Source organism: Rubinisphaera margarita (genome assembly GCF_022267515.1).
Lineage (GTDB): Bacteria > Planctomycetota > Planctomycetia > Planctomycetales > Planctomycetaceae > Rubinisphaera > Rubinisphaera margarita.
In genome coordinates, this window is sequence record NZ_JAKFGB010000009.1 from 598,326 (window position 1) to 614,477 (window position 16,152).

The window sequence follows — 16,152 nt, forward strand, 5'->3', positions numbered from 1 at the left end:
CCTCTCTGGTCTAAATGCCCCGTCGCCGCAGGACGACTCGAACGGTTTGAAGAATCAGGCACATGTCTTGTGCCAGCGTGCGTCTGTTGATGTAGTCGAGATCCATCCGGACCCAGTCGGAGAAGGGAATCTTGTTTCTGCGATCCTTCACCTGCCAGATGCATGTCAGGCCGGGGGTCACGTCGAGTCGCCGTCTCTGCCAGATCTCACAGGCGTCCGCCTCAGCGCACGGCAATGGCCGGGGACCGACGAGCGTCATGTCGCCCCGAAAGACGTTCCACAGCTGCGGGAGCTCATCAATACTGAAGGCACGAAGGAAGCGGCCGACGGGAGTAATGCGAGGATCCGCTTCCATCTTGAAAGCCGGCCCGTCCTGTTCGTTGAGCGTCATCAATGACTGCTTGCGATTCTCGGCATCGACGATCATCGAGCGAAATTTGATCATCTTGAATCGCCGACCTCCGAGCCCGGTTCGGTCCTGGTAAAACAGGATGGGGCCGGGAGACGTCAGTTTGACAGACATGGCGCAACAGAGCAGGAATGGGGACAGGACGATCAAGCCGAGACCCGATCCGACCACGTCCAGACTTCGTTTCCAAAGGGGAATTGATCGGACATAGAAGTCAGTCAGTGATTGAACGCGATAGTGACTCTCGTTATTTAGCGAGCTGTGACGTTCCGCATTCCCGGCCGGCGATTCAGCGCACGATGCGAGCGCGGAAGTTGTCTGTTCCTGTTCGCGGTCCTGTGGTTCGGTTTCCTGCTGGTCGAAGGGGGACGGGCTTTCTGGAAGGCCGCCGGCCTCATCCCCATCGTCGTCGTCATCGCGATTCTCGGGATAGGCGAAGATGCTGATCCTGGGACGATGCTCTGCTGCAATCTGTTCCAGCAGGGCTTCGATGAATGTTCTGGCGCCTTGGGGATTGGTGTCCCACAGGGCCACGCCGACTTCATAGCGTCCAAGAAAGCCGGCGTGATCGGTCGCTCGGATGCGTTGATTCAATACTTCGAGCAGAACGTTCAACGCCTCCGCGTTTTCGGAGTGCTGGCGCTGGTCCATGCTGACGAGGCAGAACGGGCGACCGCTGCGGTCCGAACGCATGCGTTCGACGTGAAGCAGGGATGCAAAGGCCTCTTTAGAGTGAATTCGCTGCGGAATGCTCAACGAGTTCTCCCGTTGAACTCCTCCTTTGATCCAAGGAAGCCAGGTTGCCCGCATCGTGGATGCCTTCTGTGTGAAAAGAGAATGCGAACTCGCAACGCTCGCCAGTCAGGTCGCTGGCAAAACTTAGAGCGCCAAATCACTCGAATTCAGCGGGATTCCCCTCGGGGGTTCAGAAAATGTGCAAGCTGCAAGGGAGTTTCCCGTTAGTCGGAATGTGCCGATCGGAAGGACTTTCACGTTCCCTCGAAGCGGTCCCGCCATCCGCAGATCGGGAGTTGCTCCCCCAAGTTGCCCATTTTTTTGACGATGCAAAAAGTCGACATAAGCTTTCCTAGCTGCTCTCAGAATTCTCCTTTACTGACTTCCCCGTAGCAGGACGGCATCACGATGAACCCATGCACCAGGAATCCGCTACAGAGAAAGTCTGAACCTGCGAGCAGTCTCCAGGAACGGGCCCATCAACTCATCCCGGGGGGATGCCATACCTACGCCAAGGGCGACGATCAGTTTCCCGAGTCTGCCCCCGCCTTTATTGTGCGCGGGCAGGGCGCCCATTCGTGGGACATTGATGGCAACCAATACATCGAATACGGAGCAGGTTGCCGAGCTGTCGCTCTCGGACACGCGTATCCGGAAGTCATCGAAGCCGTTCAGAAAGAGCTCGCCCACGGGACGAATTTCAGTCGGCCCGCCCCCATTGAAGTCGAAGCGGCCGAAGAGTTCCTGTCGCTGATCGATGGCGCCGACATGGTCAAGTTCGCAAAGGATGGATCGAACTGCACGACGGCTGCTCTCAAACTCGCCCGCGCCTATACCGGCCGCGATCATGTCGCCCTCTGCGGCAGCCATCCCTTCTTCGCCACGAACGACTGGTTCATCGGGACCACCGCGATCGATGCGGGGATTCCTGAATCCATCAAACAGCTATCGCACACCTTTACCTATAACGATCTCCCGAGCCTGGAACGGCTTTTCGAGCAGTACCCCGATCAGATCGCCTGCGTCATTCTGGAACCGGCCAAGTACGACGAACCAGAAGACAACTTCCTGCACAAAGCGCAGGAACTCTGCAGGTTGCATGGAGCTGTGTTCGTGCTCGATGAAATGATCACCGGCTTCCGCTGGCACGAAAAAGGTGCTCAGCACGTCTACAACATCACGCCGGACCTGTCGACGTTCGGGAAAGCGATCGCGAACGGCTTCTCTGTTTCCGCCCTGGCCGGGAAACGCGAACTGATGGAGTTGGGCGGACTGAACCATCCGCGGGAACGGGTCTTCCTGCTTTCCACCACACACGGTGCGGAAACTCACGCGCTGGCCGCCGCGATCGCCACCATGCGGATCTATCAGCGGGAACCAGTCGTTGAAACCTTACACCGCCAGGGAATGCACCTGAAGAACGGACTTGAGCAAGTCATCCGCGATCATCAACTGCAGGACTATGTGAAGATTCACGGTCGCCCCTGCAGCATGGTCTGGAGCTCTGCGGGACCGGACGGAAAACACTCTCAGGACTACCGCACGCTGCTTATGCAGGAAACCATTCGGCACGGCGTGATCGCTCCCTCCCTGGTGATCAGCTATTCCCACACCGATCTCGATGTGGAACAGACGGTCCGGGCGTTCGACCGGGCGCTCGACGTTTACGAAGCAGCCTTGAATGACGGCGTCGAAAAGTTCCTGCAGGGAGCTCCGACTCAGTCGGTCTATCGAAAATGGAACTAAACACCGCAACGAGATCGCAATCCGTGAGCCAAACAGTCACCAGACAGAAACCGACCCCGGAGTCGGCATCAGCGATGCTATCCCTGATGCAACGTTTGTTCCCGATCTGTCGGGCGCAGACCGGCCACGGCGTGCGCGAATCTCTTCGCGTGATTGGCGAACACATTCCACTGGAGATGATCGAGGTTCCCACGGGAACTGAAGTCTTCAACTGGACTGTCCCTCAGGAATGGAATATCCGAGACGCGTATATCGCAGATCAGACCGGACGGCGTCTGATCGACTTCCGACGCAGCAACCTGCAGGTTGTGCTGGGAAGTGTCCCCGTTCGTAGCGTCCTGCACTGGAATGAACTTGAAGATCATCTCCACCTGGACCCTGCTCATCCAGAAGCGGTGCCGTTTCGCACCTGCTATGGACGCGACTCCTGGGGCTTTTGTGTCTCTCAGGAGCAGTACGACTTACTCCGCAACAGCGACGTCCAGGACTTCGAAGTCGTTATCGACTCCGGTTACCAGGACGGGTCCCTGACCTATGGCGAGTTCGTCGTCGCTGGGGAAAGCGATGAGGAATGTCTCTTTTACACCCATATTTGTCATCCGTCGCTGGCCAATGACAATCTCTCCGGCGTTGCTGTTCTGACGCAACTTGCTCAGGCCCTTCAGTCGAAGCAGACTCGTCTGACCTATCGGTTCGTTCTCGCCCCCGCCACGATCGGGGCGATTACCTGGCTGGCTCAGAACAAGTCGCGTCTCGGTCACATCAGGCAGGGTCTGATTCTGGGATGCCTCGGCGACCGCGGTCCCCTGACCTACAAACGTTCGCGGCAGACCACGTCAAGGATCGATCAGATTGCTGAGTACGTGCTGCAGATGTCGTCCCCGGCGGCTTCTCTGCGGAGTTTTGAACCATTCGGATACGACGAACGGCAGTTCTGCTCGCCGGGAATCAACCTTCCCATCGGACGACTGACGCGATCTCCCAATGGCGAGTATCCGGAGTATCACACCTCGCTGGACAACCTGGATCTGATCGATCCAGACAGTCTCGTCGATTCGCTTAATACGTGCCTAAAAATCGTTGATGTGCTGGAACAGGACCGATGCCTGTTGAATCGCCAGCCTTATTGTGAACCCCGTCTGGATCGGTACGACCTTTACTCCAGTCACGGATCGCGGGAACACAATCCCGCCCTGCAGCACGCGGTCCAATGGGTTCTGAATTACTGCGACGGCGAGAACACTCTTCTCGACATTGCGAAGAGATCCGGATTGCCATTCGCCGCGGTGCTGGATGCGGCCCAGCGTCTCGAAGCCTGCGGAATCCTTGAAGATTTGCCCATGTCGGTACCAGCGCGAGCCTGATCGACTTCAGTCGGCCTCCGATTCTATTTTCATTTTTATATGGGAGCTCAATGTGACGGCTGTAATCGTAAACTCGACACATTCGGACGATGTCCGTCGTTCTCGCCTGTACGCCGGAGACATTTATCTCTACCAGGCTTCAACGACAACCCGGGCCCTGTGTGACTACGCCAAAGAGTACTGCGAGCGGGCCTTTGCCCCCTATCACCCGCAGGAAGCCCAGGACCATCTCTCCGTGACCGAGTACGTCGAGATTCTGAAGGGACTGAAGCCCGGATTTATTCATGACCCGATCACAAAGACGCTGATGCAGGCGTTGCTGGCTGAGTACGGTTGCGATCCCGAAGAGACCTATTTCGACATCCCCCGTCTGCGAACGGCTTGTCACGGCGATTACCTCAGCTCGGGACTGGCATACGCCTTCAAACCGCATCGCGATACCTGGTATTCGCCGCCGATGTGTCAGCTGAACTGGTGGCTGCCGGTCTATCCGACGGAGTCAGACAACTGCATGGCATTCCATCCGGCTTACTGGGATCGTCCCGTGCTGAACTCTTCGGAAGAGTTCGACTACCAGGACTGGAACAATAACGGCCGCAAGGCCGCGGCCAATCAGGTTGGCAAAGATACCCGCCGGCAGTCGGAAGCCCTGGAGCCACTCGAACTGGAACCGGACCTTCGCGTCGTGCCTGAAGAAGGCGGCATGTTCATCTTCTCGGCGGCCCACCTTCATTCCAGTGTTCCCAACACATCCAGCAGTACGCGGATCAGTCTTGATTTCCGGACCGTGCACGTTGGAGATCTGCGCAATCGAGTGGGGGCTCCCAATCTGGACAGCGCCTGCAGCGGCACCACCGTCGGTGACTACCTCCGAGCGAGCGATCTGTCTCACCTTCCCCAGGAGGTTCAGGAGGACTATCTGTCTAACCCGAACAGCGTTCGCACCACTATGACAAGTTGCTCGTAAGTTAAGCCATCTCAATATCGCCACGTATATCCAGTTTGGAGACCACTATGCCCCCAGTTGCCGAATCCGTCTGTAAGACTCAGCCTCATGCCTCTGCTCCAGAATCACGCCCGGCGATTCACGGCTGCCGCTTCTGCGATGCCCCGTTGAATCACTCCGTGGTCGACCTGGGGATGCATCCCCTGTGCGAGAACTTTCTGACTCGTGAGCAGCTCAGCGAAGAAGAACCCTTCTATCCTCTGCACGCCTATGTCTGCGAACGATGCTATCTCGTTCAGGTTGAAGAGTATGTCAACGGCCGCGAAATCTTCGAAGGGGAATACGCCTACTTCTCTTCGTTCTCTTCATCGTGGCTCGAGCATGCCCGCCGCTACGTTGATCATGTCACCGAGCGATTCGCTCTGAACGCCGACAGTCAGGTCGTGGAACTGGCCAGCAACGATGGCTACCTGCTGCAGAACTTCGTCAGCAAGGGCATCCCCTGCCTCGGCATCGAGCCGGCCGCCAACTGTGCCAAAGTTGCCATCGAGAAAGGCGTCCCCACTCGCGTTGAGTACTTCGGCGTTGAGCCGGCCAAGCGAATTGTCGCCGAAGGGATCAAAGCCGATCTGTTGATCGCCAATAACTGTCTGGCCCACGTTCATGACCTGAATGATTTTGTCGGCGGCATGAAGACGATTCTCGCCGATCAGGGTGTCCTCACCGTCGAGTTCCCCACGGCTGTCAATATGATCGAACTCAATCAGTTCGACACGATCTACCAGGAACATTACTGCTACTTCTCATTGACCACGCTGCAGAAGGTCTATCGCCATCACGGGATGGAAATCTTTGATCTCGACGAGATCCCGACCCACGGCGGCTCTCTGAGAATCTATGTCCGCCACATCGAAGATACGACCAAGCCCATCTCTTCGGCCGTTCACGACATGCTCGCTCTCGAAGAAGCCAAAGGCTTCACCGAGATGTCGACTTACACCGGATTCGCCGAGAACGTGAAGGAAGTCAAACGGGCTCTGCTGAGTTTCCTGATCGAAGCAAAACGCGAAGGCAAGCAGGTCGTCGGTTACGGGGCTCCCGGCAAGGGGAACACCCTGCTCAACTACTGTGGAATCCGCGAAGACTTCCTCGACTACGTGGTCGACCGGAACCCGTACAAGCACGGCAAGTATCTGCCGGGAACACATATCCCCGTTCACGCGACGGAGAAGATTGCCGAGACCCGTCCTGATTACATCCTGATTCTCCCCTGGAATCTGAAATCAGAGATTACCGAGCAGCTGGAATACACACGGGAATGGGGTGCGAAACTCGTTGTCCCGATTCCGCATCTCGAAGTTTACTAAGCAGCGTTCTCTCAGGAACACGCCGGCAGGCTCGTGTCGCCGACGTGTTCCCGGAGAGGAATGCTCTCAACAAATACAACGATACACAGTTAGGTTAGGCCACCATGAAAGTCGTTCTGTTCTGCGGCGGACTCGGGATGCGACTTCGGGAGTACTCGGAGACGGTTCCCAAACCGATGGTCCAGATCGGATACCGTCCGATTCTGTGGCACGTGATGAAGTACTACGCCCATTATGGGCACAAGGATTTCATCCTTTGCCTCGGCTGGAAAGCGGACGTCATCAAACGGTACTTCCTGGAGTACGACGAGTGCGTCTCCAACGACTTCGTGCTGTCCGGCGGGGGGCAATCGGTTGACCTCATCAACCGGGACATCCAGGACTGGAATATCACGTTTGTCGATACGGGAACGTCGTCCAACATTGGCGAACGGCTGATGGCGGTTCGTCCCTTCCTCGAGGGCGAGGAAACGTTTCTCGCGAACTACGCCGACGGGCTGAGTGACTTCCCGTTGCCCAAGCTGATCGACTTCCATCGCGACACCGAGTCGGTCGCAAGTTTTCTGGCGGTCAAGCCGATGCAGAGCTTCCACTCGGTCACGACCACGGAGTCTGGCCACGTGCAGAAGATCGAAGCCGTCACCGAGTCGGACACCTGGATCAATGCCGGCTTCTTCGTCCTCAATAATCAGATCTTTGATTACATGAACGACGGCGACGAACTGGTGATTGAACCGTTCCAGCGACTGATTGAGAAGGACCGCTTAACGGCTTACCGTTACCCAGGCTTCTTCGCGTGCATGGACACCTTCAAGGAGAAGCAGACCCTCGATGACATGTACTCGCGCGGGGACACCCCCTGGGAAGTGTGGAACAAGAAGCGGAAACAAGCCGCGACCGACCCAGACCTGCGCCTTCTCAACGAAGTGAATTCACTCTCGAACGAGCTTCAGCAGGCCGGCAAGCCAGACGTGAAGTCAGGAATCGCCACCGCATCGCACAGCTCTTCAACGGGAATCGGGTACTGATGAATCCATTCACGACCGCCAGTTGTCGAACGGTTCTCTGTGTCGGGGCTCACGCCGATGATATCGAGATTGGCTGCGGAGGCACCCTGCTTCACCTGACCGACAGCTTTACTGATTGCCAGGTGATCTGGGTTGTCCTGAGCAGTAACGACGTTCGCCATCAGGAAGCTCAGGAGAGTGCCGGGAAGTGGCTGGAACGGGTCGAGCGAACCTCCGTTCGTATCGAGTCGTTCCGAGACAGTTACTTCCCTGCCCAGTGGGCGGAACTGAAAGATTACATGCACGGTCTGGCTCGCGAATTTCAGCCGGATCTGATCTTCACGCACAGTTCAGCGGATCGGCATCAGGATCACCGGGTCGTTTCTGAGCTGACCCATTGCGCGTTTCGGAATCACGTGATCTGCGAATACGAGATCCCGAAGTACGACGGAGACCTGAAGACGCCGAACTGTTATGTTCCCTTAACGACCTCGATCGCTGATCGAAAGATCGAGCTGTTAATGGAGAGCTTCCCCAGTCAGCACGAGAAAGACTGGTACGACGCAGAAACGTTTCGTGCGCTGCTGAGAATCCGCGGTATGGAATGCCATTCGAAGTCGAGAATGGCGGAAGGATTTCACGTTCGGAAGTTTTCACTCTTTACGTAACCGCTCCGCCAGCGAACAACCGTGAACTCCATGCCTCTCTCGGGCGACCATCAATTGGAGTTACCGATGGTGGCTCCGATGATCGATCCTTCCAGCAGGTGCCGTTCAAGATAGGCCAGGCACGCTTCCGGGAATGTGTATCGCAAATAGATGCGATCCCCCGGTTTGATGATGATCTGTTGGGCCGGGTCATGCATCGCTTTGGCCAGGTCGATGCTGATCTGCATCTGGCCCCCTTCCGGAAGCGGACGGGCAATGATCGCCTTGCTGGCCCCGACCGAGACGTCCTGGTTCAGGACGGACGGGCCGCCGATCGACTTCGGGTTCCCGCGGAACTGTCCGAATCGAGCACGGGTCTCGGCAATGGAAATGGCATCCAGAATGTTGATGTCGTAATCACGGGGCAAGGTGTATTGTCCCCCCCCCAGTAAGCCTCCGGTGTAGTAGAACTCCAGCTCTCTGCTCTCGATGAACACGATGTCCCCATCCTGCAGCAGAATATCTTCTGGCGTGAAGGGAATCGGCTCGCCCGGGAAGAGTCGAACGGGGATCCGAATGATGCGGGAACCAGAAGGAACGCCGAGATAATTTCTCAGCTCGTGATCCTGAGTGTAGTCGAGTTCTTCGTAAAGCCCGGCTCCGGGACCCGCCTGGTATTCAGGGGGGTGATAGGCTCCCGAAATCGAATCTGTCGGCCCTTCATATTGCGGCAGATTCGCATACGGCTGCGGTGCCAGCATCGGAGGTGGCTGCCAGCCCGGGAGGCCTGGTTCGGCTGGACCGTTCGCGATTCCGTGGGATGCTGGAGTGACTGGCGTTCCCCCATACCGGGAGATCTGCGAAGCCGGCTGATGGGCACTGACTGAAGACTCTCGGACCGGTAACGCATGGGACGCTGCCGTCGTTCCCTGCGGAGCGGACCGATACGAAGACGCCGCATGCAGGGGACCGGAACGGTAGTTCGATCGATAGCTCGAGGACTGCACCGGCAGCGGGCCGTCTGGTCCCTGAGCGCGAACGGTGACCTGTTCGGCTGGCTTTGAACGCGTCTGGTCTCGCATCGAGAGCGGAGGCGCGGCCATTGGCTGATAATACCCATTCGGAGCGGGGCCGTGGGGATGAACCGGAAGGAAGTGCGGCGGCACGACAGGATCTCGTCGAATGACGTAGATCATGTTCTGCGCGTCGAGCCCCGGGAGACCGCCCGTTTCGGCTAGAGCGTGCAGAACATCATTCTGATAAGCCGGCAGTTCGACGATCCGCCCCGTTCCCTGCTTGTCGGCTTCAAAGTTCACAGACTCCGAGGCACCGAGGTTCCCCTGTCGGTTGTCACTCTCCTGACGAATCACCAGCACTCGCGACGTCCGAGGACGATTCAACGAGACCAGAACCCGAGCCTGATCGGGCTGCAGAAGCGGCCGAACGCCCGTGGTATAGGCCTTGATGACGGCTTCCTGAACCTGATAGATCGTCATCCCCCGCACAAACACGGGCGGAACGAGCGGTAAGGTAATCGTGCCGTTCGCGTGAACAGTTACTGGATATCCCATCCCAGGGCGGTAAATGTCCTGCTGGGGCAGATAAATCGGCGGGGCTTCCTCGATGCCGCCAAGAATGCCTTCGACGAATACGCCGAGAGTGTCCCCAGTGTCGACGAGATGTTCGGGCGGAGGAACCTGCCGAAGCAAAGCGAGATTGATGGTCTTCTGACCGGTCCGGCAGGGAAGTGACAGGCTGGGATCAAGCTTGGTCGCTTTCACCCCTGTCACCGGGTGCATAACTGCGGCGCAGCCGCTGCTGAAGCAAAGCATTCCGAGAACGGCACACAAGACCAGCCTGTTCGTGACGGACATTGTTCGACCAGTGCTCGATTTATTGTCCATAGCCAGATTCATTAGGCATCCGCCAGGTTCGACACGTGCTGTCCCTACATGAGAGGTCACGTGCCCAGCCGTCGACCTGCGAGCCAATGGCTCTACGGTCCGGCGGCGTGCCGTGTCCGATCCTCCCCGTCGTCAATATCGGCACAATCGTCACGATCCGTTAAGGCGGATCGCCCTGGCATCGCCAGAAAAGCGATCCCGGCCGCAGTGCTCACAATCCGGAAATTCGAAGTTTTCCGCACTCCTCGCTCTTCCTGAAAGAAATCGCGTACGGGACGTGCGTTGAGTCCGTTGGGCCGGATTCCCTCATCTATTCTTCAGAATAGACCTCCTTTCAATGGTAGACGCCCCCGTGCAGACGCCCCTCTAAGGCGCGGCTGCTCTGGAAAGACGTGTGGAATCGACCACAACCGGAATAGGGACATCGCGAACGGAACAGGCTTCGACCTTGAGCATCTGTTTCTGTTTTCGCCGACTTCAAGCTCACACTGCCTCATGGATTCATTGTTCCCAAGGAGACACCAATGCAGCACGTCACTGAAAACAGCCCCCTGAACGAATCGATCCGAGACTTCATTTACAAGCAGTTTCCGCTGGCTCAGGAACAACAGCTGGGCGAAACCGATCCGTTGCTTCAGAACGGAGTCATCGATTCTCTGGGAACGCTGGATGTGGTCGCCTTTCTGGAAGAGGAGTTCCACATTGTCATCGACGACGATGATCTGGTCGCCGAGCATTTCGAATCGATCTCAACGATCGCAAACCTTGTCGCATCGAAGCGGTCCTGAAAACCAACGAACCGGCTCGATGCCAGGAGATGGCAGTCACTCATGGACTATCTCGTACACCACATGCTTCGGTCAGCCGCTGGTCGCTTCCCCGAGAAAGAGGCACTCGTCTGCGGGGAAGCCCGACTGAGTTATGCCGAACTTTCAGCGAGCGTCGCTCGCTACGCGGAAGCTCTGTGCCAGATTGGCGTCGAGCGACGCGACCGAATTGGAGTTCTTCTCGATCCTTCGGTCGAGCAGGTCCTTTCGATCTTTGCCGTCTCACAGGCTCAAGCGGTCTTCGTCCCCATTCATCACAGCCTGATGGCCGAGCAAGTCTCGCATATCTGCGCGGACTGCGGCATCACCACACTGATTGTCTCTTCCGGGAAGTACGACGATCTTCAGGAAGCGCTGGAACAATTGCCCGCGATCGAGCGGGTTGTTCTCAGCGATTCGGGGGAACGAGAGAGCGACTCCCATCAGATCTACCCGCTGAATTCTCTGCTTGATCGAGAACTTACCGGATCGCTTTCTGACACCGTCACTGAGAAAGATCTGGCGGCGATCCTGTACACATCGGGCTCGACGGGACGTCCGAAAGGGGTGATGCTGAGTCATGCCAATCTCGTGGCTGGTGCAAGCATCGTGTCGAACTACCTGCGGATCACAGAGCGGGACCGAATTCTCGCGGTCTTGCCGTTCAGCTTCGATGCCGGGCTGAATCAGCTGACAACCGCCGTTCAACAGGGGGCCACGCTCGTCCTCATGCGATTTACGTTCGGACGCGAAGTGGTCTCTCTCGTCGAACGGGAGCACATCACCGGACTCGCCGGGGTGCCTCCGTTCTGGAATCTTCTGATTCAGCCCCGGTCTGGGCTCACATCGGGAGGCATGAAAGGGCTGCGGTACATTACCAATACCGGAGGTCATATGCCCGGCCCGACCCTGGAGGTGCTGCGGCGAGAACTTCCTTCGACCGATATCTACCTGATGTACGGACTCACCGAAGCCTTTCGGTCGACGTACCTCCCTCCTGAGGAACTGGATCGGCGGCCGAATTCTATGGGCCGGGCCATTCCCAATACGGAGATCCTGGTCATCAACGAACAGGGGAAACGTTGCCAACCCGGTGAAGTCGGAGAACTCGTTCATCACGGTCCGACGGTTTCGATGGGCTACTGGGGACATCCCGAACTGACCGCTCGGGTCCTGCGGCCGCATCCCTTCCCGATGTCCAGCAACGACGACGGAGTTCGCGTCTGCTATTCCGGCGACCTTGTGACCCTGGACGACGACGGATTTCTCTACTTTGTCGCCCGCAGAGACAATCAGATCAAAACGTGCGGCTTCCGTGTCAGTCCGACTGAAGTCGAAGAGGCCCTCATGAAGATCGAGGGGATCCATGAGATCGCTGTGGTCGGCACGCCGGACGACCTGATCGGCGAGCACATCAACGCGTTTGCCGTACTTCGGGAAGGGGCCCGGCTGGAAGCGTCCGAGATCATCGCCCGCAGCGCGCTCCTGCTCCCCCGTCATATGGTTCCGAAGCGTGTGTCGTTTCTGGACCGTCTTCCGAAGACGTCCAGCGGCAAAATTGACTACAAGGTCCTGAAGGGGATCTCATTGGAAGATCGGGGCCAGACAGGCTCTGAACTTCAACTTTCCACGAATGGTGCAACATGATTGCCAACGTTGAAGACGTTTCGACCCCGCCGAAGTCCGACTGCGCCCGCAGAATCATTGACCGATGCTTTCAGCAGGACCGTGGGGTTCTGTCGGTCTCGGGACGTTCTATCGAGGCTCTCGCAGAACAGTACGGAACGCCTCTGTACGTCTACTCGGAAGATGTTCAGAGCTCAGCGCACGATCGACTGAAACGTGCTTACGGGAATCGCTTTCAAATCTTCTACTCCATGAAGGCGAATCCGAACCCGGCTCTCGTTCAAAGCTTCCTGCAACGGGGTTGCGGTCTTGAAGTTGCCTCCGCCGGTGAGTTGAAGACGGCTCTCTCTGCGGGATGTTCACCAAACAGGATTCTGTTCGCCGGTCCCGCCAAACGGGATGAGGAACTTCGTTTCGCGGCCTCGTTACCGATCCGGGAAGTGCATGTCGAATCGATGGGCGAAGCCCGTCGGCTCAATCGGATCGCCCAGGAGCTGGGATCGGTCGTCGATATCGCCTTGAGAATCAACCCTGACGCATCGGTCCAGGGAGGCGCGATGAGGATGGGGGGTAAGCCGTCGCCGTTCGGATTCGACGAGGAAGTCCTTGATGAGGTGCTTGCGGAGATCCGAACATTAAAGCAGTTACGAATAACCGGCGTCCACCAGTTCACCGGCACACAGATTCTCGATGCGGACATTCTGCTGAAGCAGTACCGGAAGGCGATTGAACTTGCGCGTCGCGTTGCTAGAACGCTTCCCCATCCGCTGCGGACGATCGACTTTGGTGGCGGGTTGGGGATTCCGTACTTCGAGCACGAGTCTGAGCTCGATCTCAACCAGCTTGCAGAAGGCCTCGCGCCTCTCATCCGGGAAACGGAACGCGATCCTCTCCTGAAGCTGGCCGATCTGGTGATCGAACCAGGACGGTTTCTTGTCGGGGAATCTGGAATCTATGTGGCCCGCGTCATCGACTGCAAGCAGTCGCGAGGCCGCACCTTCGTCCTGCTCGACGGGGGCATGAATCATCAGCTTGCGGCTTCCGGCAATCTGGGTCAGACCATCAAACGGAACTTTCCGATCGCCCTCGTGAACCGTCTTGACGCGGCGATCGATACCAAGGTCGATATCGTCGGCCCGCTGTGCACGCCGCTCGACTCTCTGGCTCGTCAGCTCCCTTTTCCCCAGCCGCGGGTCGGCGATCTGATCGGGGTCTTCCAGTCGGGTGCCTACGGTCTGACCTCAAGTCCAACCGGCTTCCTGAGCCATCCGACGCCGGCCGAAGTTCTGGTGGAAAGCAACTCAGACCGACTCATTTCCAGTTCGAGCAAGACGAGGCCCCTGTGACCGATCTTGAGAAAATCACTTCCGAACATTTCGACAGCATCTACGACACGTTCCTGCGTGACGACGATGAACTGACGACACGTGAGCAGTGGCAAGCTCTGTTTCGTCCCCGGCCGGAGTTCGGAAACGACTATGCGGGCTATGTCCTCAGAGCAGAAGGAAAGCTCGTCGGAATTCTCGGGATGCTTTTCAGTCAACGGCGGATCAACGGAGATCTCGTGCAGCTATGCAATCTCCACACCTGGAAAGTCGATCCCGAATTTCGCGGACACAGTCTTCGGCTCATGCGTCCGGCTCTCTCGCTGACTGACCATACTGTTACCGATTTCACGCCCACCGAATCCGTCCGCCAGATTTCCAGACGACTCGGGTTCCAGTCGCTGGACTCAAGCCTCCGGGTCCTTCTGCCCTGCCCCTCCGTCGTGCCGGCTCGACACAAAATCGAATGCCGAAGAGTGACTTCTGAGGAGATCGCGCCGTCCTCCGAACCAGATCTGCAGAAGATCCTTCTCGACCATCCCACGCCCCTCTTTTCCCAAGTTGAGGTGAGCGTCAACAATCGCCGCTGTCTTGTCGTCTACAGCCGTGTGACGCGGTGGCGGGTGCCTTACTGCTTTGTGCATTTCATCAGCGATCCCGAGCTGTTTGTCGAACATTCGCTGGCAATCCGCAGAGCGATTTCCAGACTCGAAGGCATTGGCACGGTCGTCCTGAACGACCGGCAGTTCCGCAAGTCGCGAATCCCGTTCAGCTTCAAATGGACATTCACCAATGGGCAACTGTTTCGCAGTCGCCAGCTGCAGGAACATCAGATTGACAGTCTGTATTCGGATGTCGCCTATCTTCAACTGGCGACGATTAAGTCCCTGAGTAGTGCCTTTCGGGAAAGACGCTCGAAGAGACAAGTCGCCTCAACCGCCGGAGTATGATTGACCTGCTCCTTGATTCTAGGGATTGCTGGCCGAGACGCGGGCAGGCCCCTGCACTCTTTTCGTCGTACTGATCGGCTTAACGCTATGACCGGTCAATCGAGCCTCGGGGAATTCCATTTCCGATGCGGGCACGGGCTGCCTGGGGACTCACCGCTTGTGAGAGAAGCCTCAATAGTATCCTTTCTGTGCCTAGCAGTCCGAAAAGTGCGTACTTGTCTTGCCGGCAACGTCCCGTAGTATCCATTTCACAAGTGATGCGGACAGACCGTCCAGCACAACGAAATCGGAAACCAAGTCGCAGAGCGAGGGCAGATCTCATGAAAGCAATGGTCATCAACAACTATGGCGAGGATGCAACTTTTGAGGCGGCGGAGGTCGAGAAGCCGAGTGTGAAAGCCGGGCATGTGCTGGTCAAGATCGCGGCTTCAAGCGTCAATACGGTCGACACCATGATTCGCACGATGGGCAAAGAACTGCCACTCTCGCCTGATCCGCCTGCAATCCTGGGGATGGACTTTGCCGGCACTATTGAGGCGGTCGGCGAGGGAGTCACGAACTATGCCGTTGGGGACGAAGTCTACGGCTGCGCGGGCGGCCTGGCCGACTTGCCTGGTATGCTGGCCGAGTATGCCGTGGTCGACAGCAATCTGATTGCCCGGAAGCCGAAGAGTCTTTCCATGCGGGAAGCTGCTGCTCTGCCTCTGGTTGCCATCACCGCTTATGAGGGGCTGACTCGAGCTGGTATTCAGGCCGGACAGAAGGTCCTCGTACACGGCGGGTCAGGCGGCGTGGGGCATGTTGCTCTTCAGCTGGCGAAGTACTTTGGTGCCGACGTTTATTCGACGGGCGGCGGTGAACCGCAACTGCAGTTGATCAGAGAACTCGGCGCGACCGGCATCAACTACAAAACCGAATCGGTGGAAGACTACGTCGCCAGACACACTGAGGGAGCCGGTTTCGAGATTGTTTTCGACTCAGTTGGCGGGGCCAACCTCACGAACTCCTTTGAAGCCGCAGCACTCAACGGACAAATTGCGACAACCGTTTCCATGTGCGAACTCGATCTGAATCCGGCACACTTCAAGGGGCTCTCGCTCCACGTCGTCTTCATGCTGATTCCGATGCTGCATAACTTCCGACGGGAAGACCACGCGAAGATCCTCACGCGGCTTGCCGAAATCGTTGACGACGGAGGACTGAAGCCTGTCCTCGATGAGAACCACTATTCTCTGGAACAGGCGGGCGACGCCCACGCGCGACTGGAAAGCGGTCGGGCAATGGGAAAGGTCGTCATCGACCACTCGCCGTCTCTGTAAG

Annotated in this window: 13 protein-coding genes; 11 read left to right on the top strand and 2 right to left on the bottom strand. The window is 57.4% G+C overall.

Going from position 1 to position 16,152, the window contains the following annotated elements; translation table 11 throughout:
• Positions 1–10: 10 nt before the first annotated feature.
• Complete coding sequence (locus tag L1A08_RS05660) at positions 11–1,219, bottom strand: sugar transferase (RefSeq protein ID WP_238755184.1); 1,209 nt, start codon at positions 1,217–1,219, stop codon at positions 11–13.
• Positions 1,220–1,552: 333 nt separating this feature from the next.
• On the opposite strand from L1A08_RS05660, the gene L1A08_RS05665 reads away from it, so the two are divergent.
• The 6 genes from L1A08_RS05665 (at position 1,553) to L1A08_RS05690 (ending at position 8,242) form a co-directional block, all read left to right on the top strand.
• A complete protein-coding gene (locus L1A08_RS05665) occupies positions 1,553–2,890 on the top strand; it encodes a glutamate-1-semialdehyde 2,1-aminomutase (protein WP_238755186.1) in 1,338 nt (445 codons plus the stop codon).
• A gap of 86 nt (positions 2,891–2,976) precedes the next feature.
• Positions 2,977–4,254, top strand: a complete 1,278-nt coding sequence (locus tag L1A08_RS05670; protein ID WP_238755188.1) for a DUF4910 domain-containing protein — start codon at positions 2,977–2,979, stop codon at positions 4,252–4,254.
• A 52-nt stretch (positions 4,255–4,306) separates the two neighbouring features.
• Complete coding sequence (locus L1A08_RS05675; protein WP_238755190.1) at positions 4,307–5,221, top strand: hypothetical protein; 915 nt, start codon at positions 4,307–4,309, stop codon at positions 5,219–5,221.
• A gap of 47 nt (positions 5,222–5,268) precedes the next feature.
• Complete coding sequence (locus tag L1A08_RS05680) at positions 5,269–6,567, top strand: class I SAM-dependent methyltransferase (protein ID WP_238755192.1); 1,299 nt, start codon at positions 5,269–5,271, stop codon at positions 6,565–6,567.
• Positions 6,568–6,671: 104 nt separating this feature from the next.
• Entirely contained in the window at positions 6,672–7,595 is a 924-nt protein-coding gene (locus L1A08_RS05685) for a glucose-1-phosphate cytidylyltransferase (RefSeq protein ID WP_238755194.1), read from the top strand.
• Entirely contained in the window at positions 7,595–8,242 is a 648-nt protein-coding gene (locus L1A08_RS05690) for a PIG-L deacetylase family protein (RefSeq protein WP_238755196.1), read from the top strand. The genes L1A08_RS05685 and L1A08_RS05690 overlap by 1 nt, the downstream gene beginning before the upstream one ends.
• A gap of 50 nt (positions 8,243–8,292) precedes the next feature.
• On the opposite strand, the gene L1A08_RS05695 is transcribed toward L1A08_RS05690, so the two are convergent.
• Positions 8,293–10,002, bottom strand: a complete 1,710-nt coding sequence (locus L1A08_RS05695; RefSeq protein ID WP_238755198.1) for a polysaccharide biosynthesis/export family protein — start codon at positions 10,000–10,002, stop codon at positions 8,293–8,295.
• Between the two features lie 647 nt (positions 10,003–10,649).
• Here L1A08_RS05695 and L1A08_RS05700 point away from each other — a divergent pair.
• From L1A08_RS05700 to L1A08_RS05720, 5 genes are all read left to right on the top strand, one after another.
• On the top strand, positions 10,650–10,913 hold the full coding sequence (locus L1A08_RS05700; protein ID WP_238755200.1) for an acyl carrier protein: 264 nt from the start codon (positions 10,650–10,652) through the stop codon (positions 10,911–10,913).
• Between the two features lie 42 nt (positions 10,914–10,955).
• Positions 10,956–12,578, top strand: a complete 1,623-nt coding sequence (locus L1A08_RS05705; RefSeq protein ID WP_238755202.1) for an acyl-CoA ligase (AMP-forming), exosortase A system-associated — start codon at positions 10,956–10,958, stop codon at positions 12,576–12,578.
• Positions 12,575–13,903 (top strand): diaminopimelate decarboxylase, encoded by a 1,329-nt coding sequence (gene lysA, locus L1A08_RS05710; RefSeq protein ID WP_238755204.1) that lies wholly within the window; start codon positions 12,575–12,577, stop codon positions 13,901–13,903. Before L1A08_RS05705 ends, lysA begins: the two co-directional genes overlap by 4 nt.
• Complete coding sequence (locus L1A08_RS05715) at positions 13,900–14,832, top strand: hypothetical protein (RefSeq protein ID WP_238755206.1); 933 nt, start codon at positions 13,900–13,902, stop codon at positions 14,830–14,832. Before lysA ends, L1A08_RS05715 begins: the two co-directional genes overlap by 4 nt.
• A 320-nt stretch (positions 14,833–15,152) precedes the next feature.
• Positions 15,153–16,151, top strand: a complete 999-nt coding sequence (locus L1A08_RS05720; RefSeq protein WP_238755208.1) for a zinc-dependent alcohol dehydrogenase family protein — start codon at positions 15,153–15,155, stop codon at positions 16,149–16,151.
• The last annotated feature ends 1 nt before the right edge of the window (position 16,152 follow it).

Coding starts and splice junctions, on each gene's coding strand:
- L1A08_RS05685 (WP_238755194.1), top strand. CDS start 6,672: ATGAAAGTCGTTCTGTTCTGCGGCGGACTCGGGATGCGACTTCGGGAG.
- L1A08_RS05690 (WP_238755196.1), top strand. CDS start 7,595: ATGAATCCATTCACGACCGCCAGTTGTCGAACGGTTCTCTGTGTCGGG.
- L1A08_RS05680 (WP_238755192.1), top strand. CDS start 5,269: ATGCCCCCAGTTGCCGAATCCGTCTGTAAGACTCAGCCTCATGCCTCT.
- L1A08_RS05665 (WP_238755186.1), top strand. CDS start 1,553: ATGAACCCATGCACCAGGAATCCGCTACAGAGAAAGTCTGAACCTGCG.
- L1A08_RS05720 (WP_238755208.1), top strand. CDS start 15,153: ATGAAAGCAATGGTCATCAACAACTATGGCGAGGATGCAACTTTTGAG.
- L1A08_RS05700 (WP_238755200.1), top strand. CDS start 10,650: ATGCAGCACGTCACTGAAAACAGCCCCCTGAACGAATCGATCCGAGAC.
- lysA (WP_238755204.1), top strand. CDS start 12,575: ATGATTGCCAACGTTGAAGACGTTTCGACCCCGCCGAAGTCCGACTGC.
- L1A08_RS05660 (WP_238755184.1), bottom strand. CDS start 1,219: ATGCGGGCAACCTGGCTTCCTTGGATCAAAGGAGGAGTTCAACGGGAG.
- L1A08_RS05670 (WP_238755188.1), top strand. CDS start 2,977: ATGCAACGTTTGTTCCCGATCTGTCGGGCGCAGACCGGCCACGGCGTG.
- L1A08_RS05705 (WP_238755202.1), top strand. CDS start 10,956: ATGGACTATCTCGTACACCACATGCTTCGGTCAGCCGCTGGTCGCTTC.